Here is a 21,487-nt window from a genome sequence, read left to right as displayed (position 1 = left end):
CTTTATATATATGACCTTTTTGGTCTTATTAACTAAATTGTAAATTATGACAAGCTCTTATTCAAGCTAGATAGCTCAATGTCGGCTTTGTGTGGGTTGTTAACCACAATCTTACCTTCTGCAGTAAGGCTAAACAATGCTCCTTCTTCTGCAGTTCCAAGAATTGGGTTTTCAACCATTTTCTCGTTACGAATACCAACCGCAACACCACCGATACCTTCTTTAAGAAGTTTAACAGCATGCGCACCCATACGTGACGCCAATACACGGTCACGCGCAGTTGGAGAACCACCACGTTGAATATGTCCAAGTTCTGTCACACGAAGGTCGCTTGTATCCCCAGCTTCTTTTAGTTTTTTACCAAATTCAGCTGCTGACATCACACCTTCTGCCAAGACGATGATGTTGTGTTTTTTACCACACTCATAACCACATTTAATGCTTTCTACGATATCTTCAATCTTGAATCCTTCTTCAGGAATGATGATTTCATCAGCACCAGTTGCAATACCAGCCCAAAGAGCGATATCACCAGCGTTACGTCCCATAACTTCAATAACAAAAGTACGACGGTGACTTGATGATGTATCACGAATCTTATCGATAGCATCCATAGCAGTTGTAACCGCTGTGTCAAAACCGATTGTAAAGTCAGTACCAACGATATCGTTATCGATTGTACCTGGAAGACCGATAGCTGGGAAGCCATGTTCAGTCAAACGCATAGCGCCGTGGTAAGATCCGTCACCACCGATAACAACTACACCTTCAATCCCGTGTTTTTTCAATTGCTCAATCCCTTTAAGTTGCCCTTCAAGTTGAGCGAACTCTGGATAGCGAGCTGAGTGAAGGAAAGTACCACCACGAGAAATGATGTCTCCTACTGAAGCTGCATCTAGGGGATGAATTTCACCAGCAACCATACCAGCATATCCATCATAGATACCAAAAACTTCCATTCCTTCTGAAATTGCTTGACGAACAACTGCGCGGATAGCAGCGTTCATACCAGGGGCGTCTCCACCACTAGTCAAAACAGCAATACGTTTCATATTGGTTATGCTCCTTTTTCTTTTAACATTCTTATTGATTATACCACATTTGATTTTAAAATTCTTCTATTTTCCGTATTTTTAGCGATAAATCGTTTTCATAACCATTTTATTCAATTTCGCTTCTAATTCATTGGATTTAGCTACAAAATGATGGGGAGAAACGATTGTTTTCTGTTCCTCTTCATACCTGATGATGACTGGGATTGGGCCTTTATATTGGTCTAAAATACGTGAAATTTCTTGATCCGAATCATGATTCTTCACCTGTATCCAAAAGCGTTCAGCAACTGCTTCTCTTATTTCTTGTGCAATCATTTGCAAACGGCCATCACGTGACTGGATTTTTCCTTTTATATAGTAGAAGGCTCCCTCTTTTATTTCCTGCCCAACCTGTCGATATAAGTCTGAAAAGAGAGTAACATCCAATTTTTTCTTACTGTCATCTACCTGTAAGAAAGCCATGTTTTCGCCCTTTTTGGTACGAATTACTTTTATTTTCTGAACTTCAACCAAAATAATAGCGTAGCTATTTTCTGACAAATTCCCAATTGGGGTAATCGGGTAAATAGCCTTACTTGCAATAGTTTGTAGGGGATGTTTACTGACACCTATCCCTAAAAGTTCTTGTTCCATATAGAATTTTTCTTGTTCTGTCCAATCTTCCGATTCCTGCCAACTATAAATAGTATCTCCAAACAAACTTCCTAACTCTTTTACAAATTCAAATAGATTAACTAAATTATTGAATACTTTTTGGCGATTTTTTTCAAATGAATCGAAAAGACCAACTTTTACCAAAGGTTCTAGCAGAGGAAGTTTCAAATAATTCTCAGGTAATTTAGCTATAAAATCTTCAATGTTAGAATAGGGTCTATTTTCAATAATCCAAAGTGCCAAATCCTTGCTGATTCCCTTAATCGATTTCAATCCTAGATAGATGGCCTTGTTGGCAATTTTATCGTGATAAGGAATGGTGTTGATGGACAGAGGCGCTACTTCAAAGCCAGCTTCTAAGGCATCTGTTAAGTAATCACTGTTGGCGGAATTCAACATGACCTGATAAAAAATGGCTGGATAATGCGTTTTGAAATAAGCCAACTGGAAGGCCAAGGCTGAGTAGGCATAGGCGTGAGATCTATTAAATCCATAACCTGCAAACTTCTCCATAACATCAAAAACCTGCTCTGCTTTTTCCGCAGTATGTCCAGCTTCTAATGAACCTTGAATAAAAGAAGCCCTCATCTCATGCATGGCAGAGGCATCCTTTTTCCCCATAGCTCGGCGCAAAATATCGGCTTTCCCAAGACTAAATCCAGCAAAACGCTGAGCAACCTGCATAACCTGCTCCTGATAGAGCATAATTCCGTAAGTTGGAGCCAAAATATCCTCCAGTACTGGATCCAGAACAGTCACTTCTTCCTGCCCATGCTTTCTTGCCACAAAATTATTGATATAATCACTAGCACCTGGTCGATTTAGGGAAGTAGTTGCTACGACATCTTCAAAACAGACTGGCTGCACACGCTTGAGCAGGCGAATAGCTCCAGGTTGCTCAAATTGAAAGATACCTTTTGTATTGCCAGAAGCAAAAAGAGCTAGCGTTTCTTTGTCTTCCAAATCAATCTCGTTGATAACTATCTTAATACCTTCTGTTTCTGCAAGTAATTCTTGCATCTTCTGGACAAAGGTCAAATTCCGCAGTCCCAGAAAGTCCATTTTCAAAAGCCCGCTAGCTTCAACTCCATGAGCATCATACTGAGTCAGTGGAATTTCATCACCGTGCTTTAGGGGGATGTAGTTGGTCAAATCTTGGTCACTGATTACAACACCAGCTGCATGGACAGAGGTTTGTCTTGGATATCCCTCAATCTTGCAGGCAATTTCAAAGGCTTTTTGGTATTCTAACTTACTATTGATTTGCTGACGAAACTGAAGGTTCCCTTCATAGGCTGACTTAAGATTATCACGAAAACTGATTTTCTTGGTAATTGCAGATAATTCATACTCAGGAACACCAAAGCGTTTCAAGACATCTCGTAGAGCTTGCTTGGCTCCAAAGGTTGAAAAAGTAACGATTTGAGCCGCATGTTTACTACCATATTTATTGCCAACATATCTGATAAAATCTGGACGATAAATATCTGGAATATCAATATCAATATCAGGCATAGTATAGCGTTCACGATTGAGGAAACGTTCAAAAATCAGATTTTTCTCTACTGGGTCAATCCCTGTGATGTCCAAGGCATAGGAAACCAAGCTACCAACTGCAGAACCCCGTCCCATACCCATATAATAGCCATTCGAACGTCCAAAACGCAATAAATCCCAAACAACCAAGAAATAATCATCAAATCCCATATCATGAATAACAGCCAATTCTTGGTCTAGACGGTCTTGATATTCTTTACCAGTCAACCCCTTCTGAGTAAGCCCCAATTCAGCACGTTCTCTCAACTCTTCTACTGCTGGTCTAGCTGGATTAAAGCGAGGCAGTTTCAGACTAGTATCCAAGTCATAAGAAATACCTGAAATAAGCTTTTCTAAGTTTTCCAAGGCTTGAGGAAAACGTTCTTGGAATAGTTTCTCTAAAGAGCTTGCAGATAAAAGCACATCTTGTCGTGAGCGCAAGGGAACTTCTCTGAGGGGGAGATTTTCTTTAATCGCTGTTAACACTTGCAGAATTTCTCTATCCCTGCTTTCAAAAGCATTGACCCGATAAAGGGGCAAGATTGGATTATGAAATTCGCTGGCCTGTGTCTCTGGATAAACTCCAATATAATAATCACAGCCTAGATTGAGCGACTCAAGTCCATCAACATAAGGTACAATGACCGCGACATCATCCAGATACTGAGATAGAACTGACCAACTTTTCTCCCCCTGCATCTTGGCTGTTGAAAGTTTCATCAACTGCTGATAGCCTACACTAGATAGAGCTAAAAAGCGCAAATTCACTTCCTGAGCATCCACAAATACAGTCATTTCAAGCCCTAATAAAGGATGAATGCCATATTTTTTTGTAACCTCTAGAAAGTCAAAAGCACCATAAAGATTATCAATATCCATTATAGCCAGATGAGTGTAGCCGAATTCTTTAGCTGCTCTCACATACTTGGTGATTGAAATAACACTCTCCATAAAACTATAGACTGTTTTTGTATCTAGTTGTGCGATCAATTTACACTTCTCCTCTATCCTTCTCACTATATTATACCATTTTCAAAAATAGAAAGACAAAAGCAATGACTCCTATCTCTATTTTATCCTTAAAGTAAAATTTTTTGAACGAAAAAAGCAAAAATACATTTAAAGAATCAAATGATCCGGTAATTTTTTTACTTTTTTATCCCAAGAAGTGAATATATCTTTTAAAACAGAAAGACACATCCGGTTAATCTATTTACCATGATAACTTGCTTTGAACTATAGAGTTATACCTGTTTTTCATATAAATAATATTCATTATTCTTTAATTAATTTCTTTCTCACTTAATAATTCCCTTTCTCCTATTTTTTTGATATAATAAATTTAATTATTATTTTACAAGGAGGTTTTATGCGCTTTAATCAATTCAGCTATTTATCACTTCCAAGAGATACTATTTTATATGAATTAAAAAAGTATGGATTTGATTTTCCATCTGAGTCAACAAATAAAAAGATGTTGGAGTCTTTTCTAAGTCGTTTCTTTTTCACTTATCAAGACACCAACTACCCACTTTCCATCCTAGCAGCTGATAAAAAAACAGACCTGCTAACATTTTTTCAATCAGAAGATGAACTGACAGCAGATATTTTTTATACTGTTGCTTTTCAACTTTTAGGCTTTTCTTATTTGATTGACTTCGAAGACAGTGAATCTTTTCGTAAAGAGACTGGATTTCCTATTGCATACGGTGACTTGATTGAAAATCTCTATCAGTTACTCAATACTCGCACCAAAAAGGGAAATACTCTTATCGACCAACTTGTTAGTGATGGTCTTATTCCGGAGGATAATGACTACCACTACTTTAACGGCAAGAGTTTAGCAACTTTTTCCAGCCATGATGTCATTCGTGAAGTCGTTTACGTTGAGTCTCGTGTCGATACCGACCAAAAAGGGCTACCAGACTTAGTCAAGGTTAGCATTATTCGTCCTCGTTTTGATGGAAAAATCCCTGCCATCATGACAGCCAGTCCTTATCATCAGGGAACAAATGACACGGCAAGCGATAAGGCTCTCTACAAGATGGAGGGCGAGCTTGAGGTTAAACCTGCTCATAAGATTGAACTAGAGAAACCTCAATTAAATCTCGTCCAACCTCAAGGCCAAGCTGAGCTTGTGGCTGAAACTGAGGAAAAGCTAAGTCACATCAACTCTAGCTATACACTAAACGACTACTTCCTTCCGAGAGGCTTTGCCAATCTCTATGTCTCAGGTGTTGGTACCAAAGACTCTACTGGTTTCATGACTAATGGCGACTACCAGCAAATCGAAGCTTATAAAAATGTCATTGATTGGCTTAATGGTCGTTGTCGTGCCTTTACCGACCACACGCGTCAGCGTCAAGTCAAAGCTGACTGGTCAAATGGAAAAGTAGCCACAACTGGACTTTCCTATCTTGGAACCATGTCAAATGGGCTTGCGACTACAGGCGTCGATGGTTTAGAGGTTATCATTGCTGAGGCTGGCATTTCTTCATGGTACAACTACTACCGTGAAAACGGTCTGGTGACTAGCCCAGGTGGCTATCCAGGTGAGGACTTTGACTCCCTTGCTGAGTTAACCTATTCTCGTAATCTCTTGGCTGGCGACTATATCCGTGGCAATGAAGCTCACAAAGCTGACTTAGAAAAAGTAAAAGAACAACTGGATCGCAAGTCTGGTGACTACAATCAGTTTTGGCATGATCGCAACTATCTGCTCAATGCCCATAAGGTAAAAGCAGATGTTGTCTTTACCCACGGTTCACAGGATTGGAATGTCAAACCACTTCATGTTTACAAAATGTTTCATGCTCTTCCTACTAATATAAATAAGCATCTCTTTTTTCATAATGGCGCCCATGTGTACATGAACAACTGGCAGTCCATTGACTTCCGTGAGTCCATGAACGCCTTGTTGACAAAGAAATTACTGGGACAAGATACAGATTTCCAACTTCCTACTGTTATCTGGCAGGACAATACAGCCCCTCAGACTTGGTTATCACTTGATAACTTCGGTGGGCAAGAAAACTTTGAAACCTTCTCACTTGGTCAAGAAGAGAAAATCATTCAAAACCAGTACCCAGATAAGGATTTTGAGCGCTATGGTAAGACCTACCAAACCTTCAATACAGAACTCTATCAAGGGAAAGTCAATCAGATTACTATTGACCTTCCTGTGACTAAGGATCTTCACTTGAACGGTCGAGCTCAACTCAATCTTCGTATCAAATCCAGCACAAACAAGGGGCTTTTATCTGCTCAACTACTGGAACTTGGTCAAAAGAAATACCTACAACCTTATCCAGCTATTTTAAGTGCTAAAACCATTGATAATGGACGCTATCACATGTTGGAAAATCTCTGTGAATTACCAATTAGACCAGATGCACAACGAGTCGTGACAAAAGGTTACCTCAATTTACAAAATAGAACTGATTTATTGTTAGTAGAGGATATTAAGGAAAATGAATGGATGGACATCCAATTTGAACTACAACCTACTATTTACAAGTTAAAAGAAGGAGATACTCTTCGTTTAGTCCTCTATACTACTGACTTTGAAATCACAATCCGTGATAATACCGCTTACCAGCTGACTGTTGATCTTGAACAGTCTACTCTTATCCTACCTCACTAAAAAAGGAGTTAAATTATTATGAATAAATCTGAACACCGACACCAACTCATACGAGCTCTTGTAACGAAAAACAAGATTCATACTCAAGCTGAGCTACAAGCTCTTCTTGCTGATAATGATATTCAAGTTACACAAGCTACACTTTCGAGGGATATTAAAAGTATGAACCTCTCAAAAGTACGAGAAGAAGATAACTCTTACTACGTGCTCAATACAGGTTCTATCTCAAAATGGGAAAAACGTCTCGAACTCTACATGGAAGATGCCCTTGTCTTGATGCGCCCAGTTCAACACCAAGTCCTACTAAAAACCCTTCCCGGACTGGCTCAATCCTTTGGTTCTATCATTGATGCTTTGAGTTTCCCTGACGCTATAGCTACCCTCTGTGGCGATGATGTCTGCCTTGTCATCTGTGAAGATGCAGAGGCAGCCCAACATTGCTTTGAAGAGCTGAAACGGTTCGCCCCACCATTTTTCTTTGGTGAATAAATAGAAACTGAACTCAAAAACTGCAGAACTCTCAAAATTTTAAACAGTAGTAAATTGATGTCAGCTAACATCTAGCGAATACAATAGCTGATTCCTACTGAAAAGTGAGCTATGCAGCTTAATAAAACAAAAAAAGAAATCTATCTCATACATGAGTACAAAAGCTCCCCTTATAGTTTCTAGTGAATATTTGTTTTTCACTAGAAACTATAAGGGGAGTCTTCATATATCTAAAAGAAATTCTAAACCTGTTTCAGCTTGATATAGTGTTTGAATAAAATGTGAACAAATTTATTAGGGAATTCAAATCAATTTCATGCTTTAAAAGTCGTTTCGTACTATTTTAGATTCAATTAATTATACATCATAGATAATCCGCTTCAAAAACCTCTTCAAATCACGTCAGGTTCACATTTCCGTATAAGAGAGAAATTTATTGTTGCAATACTTTTCTTGGCTTGGTACCTTCAGCTGGACCAATGACACCTGCCATCTCAAGCTCTTCCATGAGACGGGTCGCACGGTTAAATCCAACTGACAAACGACGCTGAATCATGGACGCACTAGCTTTCTGGGTCTCAATGACCAAAGCTTTGGCTTCTTCAAAAAGCGGATCTCCACCAGTTTCACCATCTGAGAATTCACCTTCATTTTCAGAAACCTCACCTGGATCAAAACTCTCATCGTAGTCCGCATCTGCCTGAGCCTTGATAAAGTTTACGATGCGTTCAACATCATCATCCGAGATAAAGGAGCCTTGTAGACGAACTGGATGATTTTCATCAATCGGTTTAAAGAGCATGTCGCCTCGACCAAGCAGTTTTTCAGCTCCATTTTCATCCAAGATGGTGCGCGAGTCTGTACCTGATGATACCGCAAAAGCCACTCGAGATGGGACATTGGCTTTGATTAGACCAGAGATGACATCAACCGATGGACGCTGGGTTGCAAGAATCATGTGGATACCTGCAGCACGTGCCTTCTGTCCGAGACGAATGATAGCATCTTCCACTTCCTTACTGGCTACCATCATAAGGTCAGCCAACTCATCCACAATCACGACAATGAGCGGTAGCGGAATCTGCTTGTACTCAGACTGGGCATTGAACTCTTCTACCTTGGCATTAAAGCCTGCAATATTCCGAACTCCCACCTTGGCAAAGAGTTCATAACGGTTTTCCATTTCATCCACAACCTTTTGCAGGGCCTTGCTGGCCTTGCGTGGATTGGTCACGACTGGAATCAAGAGATGGGGAATGTCATTGTAAACAGATAACTCAACCATCTTGGGATCGACCATCATAAATTTAACTTGGTCAGGTCTCGCCTTCATGAGGATGCTGGCGATAATGCCGTTAACAGCTACTGACTTCCCTGAACCCGTTGAACCTGCAACTAGCAAGTGGGGCATTTTGGAAAGGTCAAAAGCTCTTGCAGTACCATTAACCGCCTTCCCTAAAGGAATTTCCAAGAGATTTTCTGCTTTCGTTTGAGATTGTTCCCATAGTTCGCGGAAGGATACAGTCGCAATCTCAGAGTTAGGTACTTCAATTCCCACTAAAGATTTCCCTGGGATAGGTGCTTCGATTCGGACATCCTTGGCCGCCAAGGCTAGAGCGAGGTCATCTGCTAGATTGGAAATGCGATTGACCCGTACACCCACTGCAGGCTTGACTTCATACTTGGTCACAGATGGACCAATTTCGGCCCGTTCAACCGTTACCTTGATACCAAAGCTAGCAAAGGTTTCTTCTAGGATTTTGATATTTTCCCGAACGATTTTCTTCTCTTTAGACTGGTCTTTTGGTTTATCTGGGGCAAAGAGTTGTAAGCTTGGAAGTTTGTATTCGAGGGCTTCTTTTGCTGAAAAATCGACCTGAACATCTTCATCATCAGAGCCATCTTCCTGTTCAGCGAGTTCAAGTTCAGTTTGAGGTAGGATGATTTCTGGTTCCACCCAGTCTTCTTCTGGAAAAGTTTGAATATCTTCCCCTGTCAAAATTTCACCTGTTTCCATATCAACAGGAGGCAAATCGAGTAAGGCTTTTTCGGTCTCTTCTTGTTCTAATCTAGCCTCTTCCTCAGCCTTTTGACGAGCTTTTTCTTCTTGTTTGACAAAGCGTTCCTCTTTTCGACGCTCATGTCCTTCCCGCCATTTGGCAAAGTTTTTACTGCAAAATTCAGCAATATCGTAAACAGACCAAGGACTGACTAGGAGGGATCCAGCTAAAATCAAGATAGAACCAATAAAGTAAGTACCGATATTTGAAAAGAGAAAGGCGATTGGAATATAAAGAGCGACTCCAATCAAGCCACCTCCAGCAAAACTGGTCGTTCGAAAAGCAGTCAAATCCGTCACAACCTGAGCCATGGTCCCTTTTAATACCGACTTGTCCAAACCATATTTCCAAACCAAATAGGCCTCAAAAATCAAGAGCAAGCCAGCAAATATGGTGAAAAAGCCTAATAGGAGCCCTTCCTGTTTTCGTATCCACTTGAAAAAGAAGAGGTAGAGCAGAATACCAAATATTGCTAGATATGCTAGGCTCCCCACCAGCAAGCGAATTAAATTGTACAGGGTTATACCTGCAGCCCCTAATTTAAAGGCTGCGAAAATCAATAAAAGGGCGATTCCCAACGAAATCAACATTCGTTGAATCGCTTCTTTTCTTTCGAGTTCTGCTTTAGACGGTCTCCGTCTTGTTTTACTTGTATTCTTGTTTGCCATTCTTCTATTATACCATATTTCACAGGCATTTCGGAAAGAGAAAAAGACTGCACCAAACGGTCCAATCTTTTCATTTTCTATCTAAGTTTTATGCTTGTGGTTTGCGTAGGTAACCATAGACCACACCACTTACGATTGCTCCTACCAAGACAGAAACGAGGTAAAGGAGAGCATTTGAAGTAAGGGCGATAACGAAGATTCCTCCGTGTGGCGCCATGAGTTTGATACCAGTAAGACCAACGAGTCCACCTGCTACTGCTGAACCAAGGATGAAGCTTGGGATCGCACGAGCTGGGTCAGCTGCACCAAATGGGATCGCTCCTTCAGTGATAAATGACAAGCCCATGATGATGTTTGTCAAACCAGAGTTGCATTCTTCCTTAGTAAATTTATCTTTGAAAAGAAGCGTTGCGACAAAGATAGCAAGTGGTGGCACCATTCCTCCAGCCATAACTGCTGCCATAGCCACAGAACCACCTGAAGAAACAGTTGCTGCAAGCGTACCTGTACCAAAGACATAGGCAGCTTTGTTAACTGGTCCACCCATGTCAACAGCCATCATTCCACCAAGGACGATACCAAGAAGGACAGCTGAACCTCCTCCAAGACCGCCTAGGAAGTCATTCATAGCAGTGTTGATTGCTACCATTGGGATGTTAACAGCTAGCATAACAAATCCAGTCAAGATTGTTCCAAGAAGTGGCAAGAGAAGGATTGATTTTGCACCTTCAAGTGAACGAGGAACTTTAACGTATTTCTTAATAGCAAGAACCAAGGCACCTGCTATAAATCCACCAACAAGGGCACCTAGGAAACCAGATGAGACACCTGCAAGAGTTGAAGTTGCTTCACCACCAGCGGCATAAGGAATTTTACCAAAGGCAAAACCTTCTTTAGCAATAGCACCAGCCACAAACCCTGCTACTAAACCTGGTTTTTCAGCAATAGAGTAGGCAACATAACCTGCAAAGACTGGAAGCATCAAACCAAAGGCAGCTCCACCAATTTTCATGAACATAGAAGCTAGCTCATGATAGGAACCAAGATTACCAAGGTTTTCATTTGGAACACCTAAAGCACCGTCAATCAAGAAGGCAAGGGCAATCATGATACCACCACCGATAACGAATGGCAACATTTGCGATACACCACTCATCAAGTGTTTGTAGAAGGCACCACCAAGGCTTTGTTTTTCGTTAGATGCTGTTGCAGCTTTTGCATCATTAGCGGCACGGTAGACTTCCGCATCTCCTGAAAGAGCCAAGTTAATCAATTCTTCTGTCTTACGGATACCGTCAGCAACTGGACGATTGATTAATGGTTTGCCATCGAAACGATCCATTTCTACTGCCTTATCTGCTGCGATGATAACAGCTTTAGCCTTGCGGATATCCTCTGCAGTTAGTTGGTTACCAACACCACTGGCACCGTTGGTTTCGACCTTGATACCAACACCCATTTCAGCAGCCACTTTTTGAAGAGCTTCTTGGGCCATGTAAGTGTGGGCAATACCTGTCGTACAAGCTGTAACAGCCACGATAAAGTCACCAGAGTCATTAGCAGGTGCTTGAACAGGCTCTTCAGTTTTTTCTGAAGCTTTGTCAAAAAGTTCGATAACTTGGTCAGCTGATATTGCTTGACGAAGTTTATCAGCAAAGCCTTCTTTCATCAAGTATTGAGACAATTCTGCTAAAGCTGCCAAGTGAGTATCATTGGCACCTTCTGGAGCTGCAATCATAAAGAAAAGGTCAGTTGGTTGCCCATCCAAGCTCTCGTAGTCAACACCCTTGTTTGACTTGGCAAAGAGAACTGTCGCTTCTTTTACAGCAGCGTTTTTGCTGTGAGGCATAGCGATTCCGTCACCCAAACCTGTAGAAGTCAGAGCTTCACGCGCCAAAATTCCTTCTTTAAAAGTTTCAAAATCTGTCACATAACCGTGGTCTGTCAAGCTTTTAATCATCTCTTCGATGACAGCTGTTTTTTCAGTTGCCTGCAAATCCAGCAACATAACATCTTTTCTCAATAGGTCTTGAATTTTCATCTTTTTTCTACCTCAACTTTTTCATATGTTTCTTTAATAAATTCCGCCGTTGCCAAGTCGTCTGAGAAGGTGGTTGCCGTTCCGCAAGCTACTCCCCATTTGAAGGCTTCTACTGCGTCTTTTGATTTGACAAATTCACCTGTAAATCCAGCGACCATAGAATCACCAGCCCCAACTGAATTCTTGACTGTTCCCTTGATTGGTTTTGCGAAGTAAGCTCCCTCAGATGTGACAAGAAGTGCACCGTCCCCAGCCATGGAGATAATGACGTTTTGAGCTCCTTTGGCCAGTAACTGACGAGCATAGTTCTCGATTTCATCTAAACTTTCGAGTTTAACCCCAAAAATTGCTCCAAGTTCATGATTGTTTGGTTTGACCAAAAGTGGCTGGTAGTCCAAACTATCAATCAAGGTCTGTCCTTCAAAGTCACAAACCACTTGCGCACCCGTCTGACGCGTCAAGGCAATCAAATCCTTATAGATAACATTGCCTAGATTTTTAGCACTTGAACCAGCAAAGACAACTGTATCTTCTGCTGTTAAACTAGACAAAATAGCTTTCAATTCTTCTAACTGAGCTGGTTCGACATTTGGACCCGTTCCGTTGATTTCTGTCTCTTGGTCTGCTTTAATCTTAACATTGATACGAGTATCTTCTGCCACTTGGACAAAACGCGTCTCGATTTCTTCCTCTGCCAGAGTATCTGTGATAAATTTACCAGTAAAGCCTCCGATAAATCCAGTCGCTGTATTTGGAATATCTAAGCGCTTCAAGACACGACTGACATTGATTCCTTTCCCACCAGCAAACTTATCATCACTGTCCATACGATTGACACTACCGACTTGGACTTGGTCCAGACGGACAATATAGTCAATGGATGGATTGAGTGTGACTGTATAAATCATACTTCTATTACCTCCGTTTTCTCCTTAATAGCCTGCAAGAGCTCATGCCCTTGACTTGTGATAACAATAGCTCGTTTGAGTGGTGCTACCTTGGCAAAGCAAGTTTGTCCAATCTTAGACGAATCCACCAAGACATAGGTCTGTTTGGCATTCTCTAAAATAGCACGCTTCACAGCTCCCTCCTCCATATCAGGAGTCGTATAATAGCCATCGTCCACACCATTCATCCCGATAAAGGCACGGTCAAAGTGCAATTGGTTAATCTGGTTAAGAGCAACGCCCCCGATACTAGCATCTGTCGCCATCTTGACACTTCCTCCAACCATGACAGTTGGAATCTGCTTTTCAACCAACTGTGCGGCATGGTGAATCGAATTCGTCACAACAGTAATATTCTTATTGACCAATTCATGAATCAAAAATGCTGTAGTTGTTCCAGCATCGATAAAGATGACATCTTGTTCCTTAATGAGGGAGGCTGCTTTCTGAGCCAACAACTTCTTCTCTTGAAGGTTTTTGACAGATTTTTCTTGAATGGTTTCTTCTTCCTGCAAGGAATGGGGCAATTCTGCTCCACCATGCACGCGACGAAGCTTATTTTCCGCTTCCAACTCATCCAAGTCTCTTCGAACCGTTGATTCTGAGGTCTCTAGCAAACTAACTAATTTCTCTAGAGAAACTACATGATGTTGATTTAACTCCTCTAAAATCAGTTGCTTCCGCTCTGTTTTTAACACCGAATCACCTCCTGTTATCGTTTACACTATTCATTCTATCATACTTTCTTTCAAAGTCAAGCATTTTTTATCATTTTCTTTCAATTTCTATCATTTTTCTTATTTCTAGAATTTTTATTGCAAGATAGGGGCCTTTATGGTAGACTATTTGAGTAAGTATTGGAAGATTACTCAAGAGGCTTAAGAGGCCGTGTTGGAAACGCGGTAGGCGTGTAACAGCGTGCGTGGGTTCGAATCCCATGTCTTCCGTTTATTTTAAAAAAGATACCCAAGAAATCGAGTCCACTGAAAAAATAGGTCTCTTACTTTTAATGAAATGAAAACCGGGGAATCTCTCGTTAATTTGAGCGAGTTCCTCGGTTATTTTGTATTTATTAAGGTCATAATTCGTTTCATATTGACCACGAAGATGGTTGTGGCTGCCTGTAACTCCATGCTGAAAAGACCCGATGCTCTCGCGACATCAAAGCCATGTCTCTGTTTTAGTTCGGCATTCTTTGCTTCGATTTTATAGCGATGTCTGGCCATTTCTTTAAAATAAGGTGTTTCCTGAAATTCTTCTGAAAAAGATGATCGTCACTCTTAATGGCTATTGAATAAGTTTTAGACTTTGCCCCCTCCTTATAACATCCTTCCTTGGAAAGGCAACTCTTGCACTTCTCAATGTCAAAGTAATGAGTGACAACTTGATTCTTATTTTGATGTTTTTTCCCTGTCCTTGCTTTGCGAACAGCCATGCGTCCTTCTGGACAGACAAATAGCCCTGCATCTTTATTAAATTCAAACGCATCCTCTTCTTTACGGTAACCTTTTGAAACAGAAGGATTCAGTTTTGAAACCAAATGAATCTTTTCTTTGCGAGCTAGTTGAATGTTGTCCTTTCCTGAATAAGCCGCATCACCAATAATAGTCTCGATGTCCAGACTATTTTCCTTTGTTTTGGCATATAATTCAGGTAAATATTTCCCATCGCTTTGTTCGCCAGAAGTGACCACACAAGCAGTAATAATCCGTTCATCCGTCATAGCGATATGACTTTTATATCCATAGAAAGAGCTGTCGGCTGTCTTATGTCCGAGCCTAGCCTCCTCCTTAACAGAAGCTTCCAAATGTTCTAAGTCGTCCTCGACAGCCTCTTTTAGGTAATTGAACTTTTGAGAAACAGCCGGTAAGGCTAAGAGTTCCTCGTGTTTTTCAACCACAGCCATTAACTCCTCTGTATAGGTCAACTCTGCTTCGAGGTTATCTTCCTGAGGTTTCTTTGGAAATTCTATTTTGATATCTTCTGAATGTTGATAAATTGTTTTACGTAAAGCTTTTGAACGCTCTCTAAGGATTTCTTGGGGTTTCTTATGATTATAATGAGATTTGGTGTGAGTGGCATCCACAATGAGGATTTTACTCTTAATCAAGTTATGTTCGAGTGCAATTTGAACAGACTTCTGAATCAATACATCAAGCAGTTTATCATCTTTAATTCTTAGCTTTCTAAATTTTGTCAAAGAGGATGGCTCGATAACAGAATCCTCAGGAGCTAGACCAAGAAAAAATTTAAAGGCCATATCTGACAAGGAACGTCCTACCACATCTACATCTGATAACTTATAAATATCTTTTAACAAGAGATATTTGAACATCATAATCGGTGAATAAGCTTTACGCCCAAAATCGGGACGATAATTCTTTTCTAGTTCATCATAAATAAAGCTAAAATCACAGAGTTCAGTTAGCTGACGTAAAAAGTGGGTTTTAGGAACCACGATATCATACAAACTAGAATAAGGACTGACATCCATAGTTAACTGATTATCAAGCATTATTTCACCTCATCTCTAGTATAACAAAAAAGCCATCAATTTAATGACTTTTTCAGTAGGCTCCTCTCCGACCGCCAAGTTTTTGAGTGTGAGGATATCCATGTATAGTAAGAGGCATTAAAAAGCCCTCTTTACTATACCCATTTTATCAAGAAATGAGGTGAAAATCAATGGCCTACTTTAGACAAAGAGATAACGGGTGGGAATATCGAATTAGTTACAAGGCTCCTAATGGAAAATTTTGTCAAAAATCAAAAGGCGGATTCAAAACAAAAAAACTAGCGCAAGCTGCATCGCTCGAAGCTGAACGATTGCTCAATAAAAATATTATTGTAGACGAGCGACAAACTTTATTGGAATACTTTCAAAATTGGGCAAACATCCATAAAAAACCAAATGTTAGCCCAGTAACTTGGAAAAAATACCAACATACTGAAAGCAAAATTAAGTTATACTTTAGAGATACAAGACTTAATAGCATTACAAATTCCATGTATCAGCAAGTATTAAATAATTTCTCTAGCACCCACACTCAAGAAACTGTCGAGAAGTTCCACTATCATCTGAAAGCAGCAATTAAGATGGCTGTCCACGAAGGAATTATTGAACGTAATTTTTGCGATTTCGCAGTTATTCGCTCATCTGTTGAATCCTTTGCCAAAGAAACTAAATTTCTAGAAACAGATGAATATATCGATCTTATCAATACTGCCAAAGAAAATTTTAAATATCATTCTTATGCAATTATCTACCTCATAGCTGTAACTGGTATGAGATTTTCTGAAGCCCTTGGCCTGACGTGGAATGATGTTGATTTCAACGAAAAGATTATTGATGTAAACAAGACTTATAACTATAACACGACATATGATTTTGCGCCCACAAAAAACGCTAGTTCGGTTCGAAAAATTCCAGTAGATGATCAGACATTATCAATACTAAAAGAGTATAAAGAAAAATATTGGAAAGAGAACGAGCAAAACAGAATCTTTGGTTCTGTGTCAAATGCTGCAGCTAATAAGACAATCAAAAAAATAGTCGGTAGAAATGTCCACATCCACTCACTCAGACACACATACGCTTCCTACCTTATTACCCAAGGAGTAGAACTCATTTCTATCTCTCAGCTTTTGGGACATGAGAATTTGAATATCACTCTCAAAGTATACGCCCATCAACTAGAAGCGTTAAGGGAGAAGAATAATGATAAGGTAAGAACTATCTTTGAAAAATTTGGGGCAGATTTGGGGCAGACATAACAAAAACCCTTGTAAATCAAGGGTTTTTCTGTATATTTAATGCTAATTGCCGGGATTGAACCGGCGACCTCATCCTTACCATGGATGCGCTCTGCCAACTGAGCTAAATCAGCTTACTTGAAAAGTATACTACAGTTAGAAAAACTTGTCAAGTTCCCTTAGATATTTTCCATAAGAAAAAGCCAGGTGAGAGCTACCGAGCCTACTGAAAAAGTCATTAAATTGATGGCTTTTTTGTTATACTAGAGATGAGGTGAAATAATGCTTGATAATCAGTTAACTATGGATGTCAGTCCTTATTCTAGTTTGTATGATATCGTGGTTCCTAAAACCCACTTTTTACGTCAGCTAACTGAACTCTGTGATTTTAGCTTTATTTATGATGAACTAGAAAAGAATTATCGTCCCGATTTTGGGCGTAAAGCTTATTCACCGATTATGATGTTCAAATATCTCTTGTTAAAAGATATTTATAAGTTATCAGATGTAGATGTGGTAGGACGTTCCTTGTCAGATATGGCCTTTAAATTTTTTCTTGGTCTAGCTCCTGAGGATTCTGTTATCGAGCCATCCTCTTTGACAAAATTTAGAAAGCTAAGAATTAAAGATGATAAACTGCTTGATGTATTGATTCAGAAGTCTGTTCAAATTGCACTCGAACATAACTTGATTAAGAGTAAAATCCTCATTGTGGATGCCACTCACACCAAATCTCATTATAATCATAAGAAACCCCAAGAAATCCTTAGAGAGCGTTCAAAAGCTTTACGTAAAACAATTTATCAACATTCAGAAGATATCAAAATAGAATTTCCAAAGAAACCTCAGGAAGATAACCTCGAAGCAGAGTTGACCTATACAGAGGAATTAATGGCTGTGGTTGAAAAACACGAGGAACTCTTAGCCCTACCGGCTGTGTCTCAAAAGTTCAATTACCTAAAAGAGGCTGTCGAGGACGACTTAGAACACTTGGAAGCTTCTGTTAAGGAGGAGGCTAGGCTTGGACATAAGACAGCCGACAGCTCTTTCTATGGATATAAAAGTCATATCGCTATGACGGATGAACGGATTATTACTGCTTGTGTGGTCACTTCTGGTGAACAAAGCGATGGGAAATATTTACCTGAGTTATATGCCAAAACAAAGGAAAATAGTCTGGACATCGAGACTATTATTGGTGATGCGGCTTATTCAGGAAAGGACAATATTCAACTAGCTCGCAAAGAAAAGATTCATTTGGTGTCAAAACTGAACCCTTCAGTTTCAAAAGGTTACCGTAAAGAAGAGGATGCGTTTGAATTTAATAAAGATGCAGGGCTATTTGTCTGTCCAGAAGGACACATGGCTGTTCGCAAAGCAAGGACAGGGAAAAAATATCAAAATAAGAATCAAGTTGTCACTCATTACTTTGACATTGAGAAGTGCAAGAGTTGCCTTTCCAAGGAAGGATGTTATAAGGAGGGGGCAAAGTCTAAAACTTATTCAATAGCCATTAAGAGTGACGACCATCTTTTCCAGAAGAAATTTCAGGAAACACCTTATTTTAAAGAAATGGCCAGACATCGCTATAAAATCGAAGCAAAGAATGCCGAACTAAAACAGAGACATGGCTTTGATGTCGCGAGAGCATCGGGTCTTTTCAGCATGGAGTTACAGGCAGCCACAACCATCTTCGTGGTCAATATGAAACGAATTATGACCTTAATAAATACAAAATAACCGAGGAACTCGCTCAAATTAACGAGAGATTCCTCGGTTTTCATTTCATTAAAAGTAAGAGACCTATTTTTTCAGTGGACTCAGAGCTACCTAGCTTATCTTCTTCTATTTGCTTAAATCGATTCGACGACCAATTTTACCGATAATAATCGCTCCAATAATCAATGAGGCAAATTCACCAACTCCTGTTGTAAACCAAGTAAGGAAAAATGGTAATTGCGCTACGATATTCAACTCGGCAGCAATAGTAAACATGGAAATTGAAAAGAGGATTGAGAAGAAGAAATGATCTTTTCGAATCAATCCGTTAAAGAGGTAATCCTTGCTGTATTTTGCAAAAAGCCAAACACCTAGACTAAGGAATACTAGGGTTGATCCACCACCAACAAAGACATCTAGCAGTCCGAAGCTAAAGAAATTAGCAATCATACAACCGATGGTAACTCCGATGATGTACTTAGGATTGTAAAAAGCCATAAAGTTCATCATTTCTGAAATACGGAACTGATAAGCACCATAGCTAATGGCATTTAGGGGCGGTGTGACGGTCAAAACGACGTAGATAGCAGCGACGATTGCAATATCTGCAACATCACGAATAGTTAATTTTTTCATCTTTTCTCCTTTGGCGGTTATCCGCGTGTAATATGCTTGGTGAAAGAAGCTAAGCACCAAGGGTTGCTTTATTCAACCTTACTAGTATAGCACAATAGCCTGCTTTATGCTATACTTAAACCATGAAAATTCCTATTCAAAAATTTTTGAACAATGAAATCTTAGCCTATCTCTTTTTTGGCCTTGCAACAACTTTAGTTTCGATTCTCTCGCGATTCGTCATTTATCAACTAAGTCATCAGGAACTCCTTGCTACTGGCCTAGCAAATATTATTGGTATCCTATTTGCCTTTAGCACAAATGATAGGATTGTATTTAAGCAAGCTAGGCAGAATTGGCCAAGACGTTTAGTGAAATTTTCTCTTGCCCGCCTTTCTACTTTTCTGTTAGACTTGCTCCTTACTTTTCTATTTGTAACCCAGTTTCCCCACATCATAGGTCAATTCGTAAATGAAAATCTTGACAAAATCAATGCAATCGAAACAGTTCTTGCACAATTATTGATAATTATCCTTAATTACATTTTTAGTAAGGTTTTTATTTTTAAAAAATAAAATTTCTGAGCATATATCTTGCAAGCTTTTTTTAATTAATATATAATGAAGTATAAACTTTTTTAAAAGGAAATTATGAAAATGTTAAAAGATCTTAAAGCATTTTTGCTTCGTGGTAATGTTGTTGACCTTGCTGTCGGTGTGATCATTGCCTCTGCTTTTGGTGCAATCGTTACATCACTTGTTAACGATATCATCACTCCACTTATTTTGAATCCAGCCTTGGAAGCTGCGAAAGTACAAAACATCGCTGAGCTTGCTTGGAATGGTGTTACATATGGTAAATTCTTGAGCGCTGTTATCAACTTCCTAGTTATCGGTACTGTTCTCTTCTTTGTTATCAAAGGTATCGAAAAAGCTCAAAGCCTTACTAAGAAAGAAGAGGCTGCTGAGGAAGCTCCAGCTGGTCCAACTGAGTTGGAAGTACTTCAAGAAATCAAAGCCCTTCTTGAGAAAAAATAATCGTTTAAAAGGATCTAGCACAAAGCTAAATCCTTTTTCTTTACTCTTTCGGAAACTTACCTGCTTTCTCTAGCATTTTCTTGATAAGATAAGGCATCTTAACATTTTCTCGACCTTTTTTCTCAATCAGTTTTTTCACAAATTCTGGCATTTGTAAATCTTGAGATTCGGCCAAAATGTTTTTAGTCTCGTCTGAAGGAACTAATTCATCAAAGGTTTCTTCTTCTGGGAGAAATTCCTTAAATTCTTGATCTTCATTGGCTCTGACTGTATTGACCAAGGCATCAATCAAACGAGAATCCGTATTTGGCATTGGTGGTCGATGGTAGTTCACACCCAATTCTTGACACAAGTCATAACATTCCACATCATTATCAAACAAGACTTCAATATGCTCGCTAATGAAGCTGATAGGAACAAAAATATAATGGTCTGGATGTTCTGTCTGTTCTCTGAGATACTCCAAAACATCTGGCTTAATCCATGGAATCCCGATATCACTTTCACTCTGCCAAGTGTTAGTATATTGCTCTGAACTCAAGCCTAGTTTTTCAGCGACTAGCTTGCTATTTTCGAAAATTTGGTCAATATATGGATCACCAAAATCCAAGGCAAAAATGGGCACACTATGGGCTGAAAAGATGACTTTAAAGCTATCCTGCTTTACTTCTTCTTTTAAAATCTTAGCAATTTCATCTGCCCAATAGTTTAAGAGCGCTTCTTCCTGATACCAGTCCTTAATGACTAAAAATTGAATTTGCTTGCTTTCTAAAAATTTCTCATAACCCATGACAGAGTAAAAAGAATAATGAGGCTCCAAAATCAAACAAATACATTGCTCGATTCCGTCTGCTTCCATCTGACCAATCACATCTGGGATAAAAGGTCTAGAAAACTTATTAGCAAAATAAACACTATACTCATTCCCCAGTCTAGCTTCTACTACGGCCACCTCTTCACGGGTAATTCTTTGCAGAGGCGTACCTCCAATAAGTACATAATTATCATAGAGTGTTTGAATCTCGTGGTCTTGAGGTCTCACTCCGCGACGAATATTTGTGAAAAAATCAGCCACACCTTCAAAGGTAATCTCTTCTGGCGAACCGAATGTCATCATTAAAATTGCTTTTTTCATAACTGCTTCCTTGTGATATTTTTATCAAGTTTATTTTATCATTTATCCATTAATAAGTAAACGCCAACATAGTGAATTTTCCGAACTTCTGTCTTTTGTTTTTCTTTTCTTTCTATGATACAATGGAAAAAATGA

14 protein-coding genes, 2 tRNA genes, 1 pseudogene and 1 riboswitch are annotated in these 21,487 nt (G+C 39.5%); of the genes and pseudogenes, 7 read left to right on the top strand and 10 right to left on the bottom strand.

Annotated elements, in window-relative coordinates:
- Window positions 1-44: 44 nt before the first annotated feature.
- Both pfkA and ACN076_RS05555 read right to left on the bottom strand, forming a co-directional pair.
- On the bottom strand, window positions 45-1,052 hold the full coding sequence (gene pfkA, locus ACN076_RS05560; RefSeq protein ID WP_000820862.1) for a 6-phosphofructokinase: 1,008 nt from the start codon (window positions 1,050-1,052) through the stop codon (window positions 45-47).
- Window positions 1,053-1,133: 81 nt separating this feature from the next.
- A complete protein-coding gene (locus ACN076_RS05555) occupies window positions 1,134-4,235 on the bottom strand; it encodes a DNA polymerase III subunit alpha (protein ID WP_420789571.1) in 3,102 nt (1,033 codons plus the stop codon).
- A gap of 379 nt (window positions 4,236-4,614) precedes the next feature.
- On the opposite strand from ACN076_RS05555, the gene ACN076_RS05550 reads away from it, so the two are divergent.
- Both ACN076_RS05550 and ACN076_RS05545 read left to right on the top strand, forming a co-directional pair.
- Window positions 4,615-6,888 (top strand): Xaa-Pro dipeptidyl-peptidase, encoded by a 2,274-nt coding sequence (locus ACN076_RS05550; RefSeq protein WP_420789570.1) that lies wholly within the window; start codon window positions 4,615-4,617, stop codon window positions 6,886-6,888.
- A gap of 18 nt (window positions 6,889-6,906) precedes the next feature.
- Window positions 6,907-7,377 (top strand): arginine repressor, encoded by a 471-nt coding sequence (locus ACN076_RS05545; protein ID WP_033677026.1) that lies wholly within the window; start codon window positions 6,907-6,909, stop codon window positions 7,375-7,377.
- Window positions 7,378-7,810: 433 nt separating this feature from the next.
- On the opposite strand, the gene ACN076_RS05540 is transcribed toward ACN076_RS05545, so the two are convergent.
- From ACN076_RS05540 to ACN076_RS05525, 4 genes are all read right to left on the bottom strand, one after another.
- Entirely contained in the window at window positions 7,811-10,105 is a 2,295-nt protein-coding gene (locus ACN076_RS05540) for a DNA translocase FtsK (RefSeq protein ID WP_420789569.1), read from the bottom strand.
- Between the two features lie 88 nt (window positions 10,106-10,193).
- Entirely contained in the window at window positions 10,194-12,146 is a 1,953-nt protein-coding gene (locus tag ACN076_RS05535) for a fructose-specific PTS transporter subunit EIIC (protein ID WP_420789568.1), read from the bottom strand.
- Window positions 12,143-13,054, bottom strand: coding sequence for a 1-phosphofructokinase (pfkB, locus tag ACN076_RS05530; protein WP_420789567.1), 912 nt, complete (start codon window positions 13,052-13,054; stop codon window positions 12,143-12,145). The genes ACN076_RS05535 and pfkB overlap by 4 nt, the downstream gene beginning before the upstream one ends.
- Complete coding sequence (locus ACN076_RS05525; RefSeq protein ID WP_000920651.1) at window positions 13,051-13,791, bottom strand: DeoR/GlpR family DNA-binding transcription regulator; 741 nt, start codon at window positions 13,789-13,791, stop codon at window positions 13,051-13,053. The genes pfkB and ACN076_RS05525 overlap by 4 nt, the downstream gene beginning before the upstream one ends.
- Before the next feature lie 161 nt (window positions 13,792-13,952).
- Between ACN076_RS05525 and ACN076_RS05520 the strand changes: the two genes are divergently transcribed.
- A tRNA-Ser gene (locus ACN076_RS05520) sits at window positions 13,953-14,040 on the top strand.
- Window positions 14,041-14,151: 111 nt separating this feature from the next.
- Here ACN076_RS05520 and ACN076_RS05515 read toward each other — a convergent pair.
- Window positions 14,152-15,608, bottom strand: a pseudogene (locus ACN076_RS05515) (IS1182 family transposase).
- A 170-nt stretch (window positions 15,609-15,778) separates the two neighbouring features.
- Here ACN076_RS05515 and ACN076_RS05510 point away from each other — a divergent pair.
- Window positions 15,779-16,867, top strand: a complete 1,089-nt coding sequence (locus ACN076_RS05510) for a tyrosine-type recombinase/integrase (protein ID WP_420789566.1) — start codon at window positions 15,779-15,781, stop codon at window positions 16,865-16,867.
- 40 nt (window positions 16,868-16,907) lie between these two features.
- On the opposite strand, the gene ACN076_RS05505 is transcribed toward ACN076_RS05510, so the two are convergent.
- Window positions 16,908-16,980: transfer RNA gene (locus ACN076_RS05505), tRNA-Thr, on the bottom strand.
- 148 nt (window positions 16,981-17,128) lie between these two features.
- Between ACN076_RS05505 and ACN076_RS05500 the strand changes: the two genes are divergently transcribed.
- A complete protein-coding gene (locus ACN076_RS05500; protein ID WP_101786106.1) occupies window positions 17,129-18,586 on the top strand; it encodes an IS1182 family transposase in 1,458 nt (485 codons plus the stop codon).
- A 105-nt stretch (window positions 18,587-18,691) separates the two neighbouring features.
- Here the strand turns inward: ACN076_RS05500 and ACN076_RS05495 are convergent, their stop codons facing one another.
- Window positions 18,692-19,201, bottom strand: a complete 510-nt coding sequence (locus ACN076_RS05495) for a QueT transporter family protein (RefSeq protein ID WP_000737073.1) — start codon at window positions 19,199-19,201, stop codon at window positions 18,692-18,694.
- A riboswitch (PreQ1 riboswitch) is annotated at window positions 19,199-19,295 on the bottom strand. It overlaps the preceding gene by 3 nt.
- 28 nt (window positions 19,296-19,323) lie before the next feature.
- Here ACN076_RS05495 and ACN076_RS05490 point away from each other — a divergent pair.
- Window positions 19,324-19,755 carry a GtrA family protein gene (locus tag ACN076_RS05490; RefSeq protein WP_261066065.1) on the top strand — a complete coding sequence of 144 codons (432 nt, stop codon included), beginning with the start codon at window positions 19,324-19,326 and terminating at the stop codon, window positions 19,753-19,755.
- Window positions 19,756-19,836: 81 nt separating this feature from the next.
- Window positions 19,837-20,217, top strand: coding sequence for a large conductance mechanosensitive channel protein MscL (mscL, locus tag ACN076_RS05485; RefSeq protein ID WP_000910203.1), 381 nt, complete (start codon window positions 19,837-19,839; stop codon window positions 20,215-20,217).
- A gap of 40 nt (window positions 20,218-20,257) precedes the next feature.
- Here mscL and hemH read toward each other — a convergent pair whose 3' ends face one another.
- Window positions 20,258-21,352, bottom strand: coding sequence for a ferrochelatase (hemH, locus tag ACN076_RS05480; protein WP_420789565.1), 1,095 nt, complete (start codon window positions 21,350-21,352; stop codon window positions 20,258-20,260).
- Window positions 21,353-21,487 lie beyond the last annotated feature (135 nt).

This window comes from Streptococcus sp. K0074 (assembly GCF_048843365.1).
Lineage (GTDB): Bacteria > Bacillota > Bacilli > Lactobacillales > Streptococcaceae > Streptococcus > Streptococcus mitis_BM.
The sequence above is the reverse complement of the archived record's forward strand: the minus strand, read 5'-3'. Positions and strand labels throughout refer to the sequence as shown.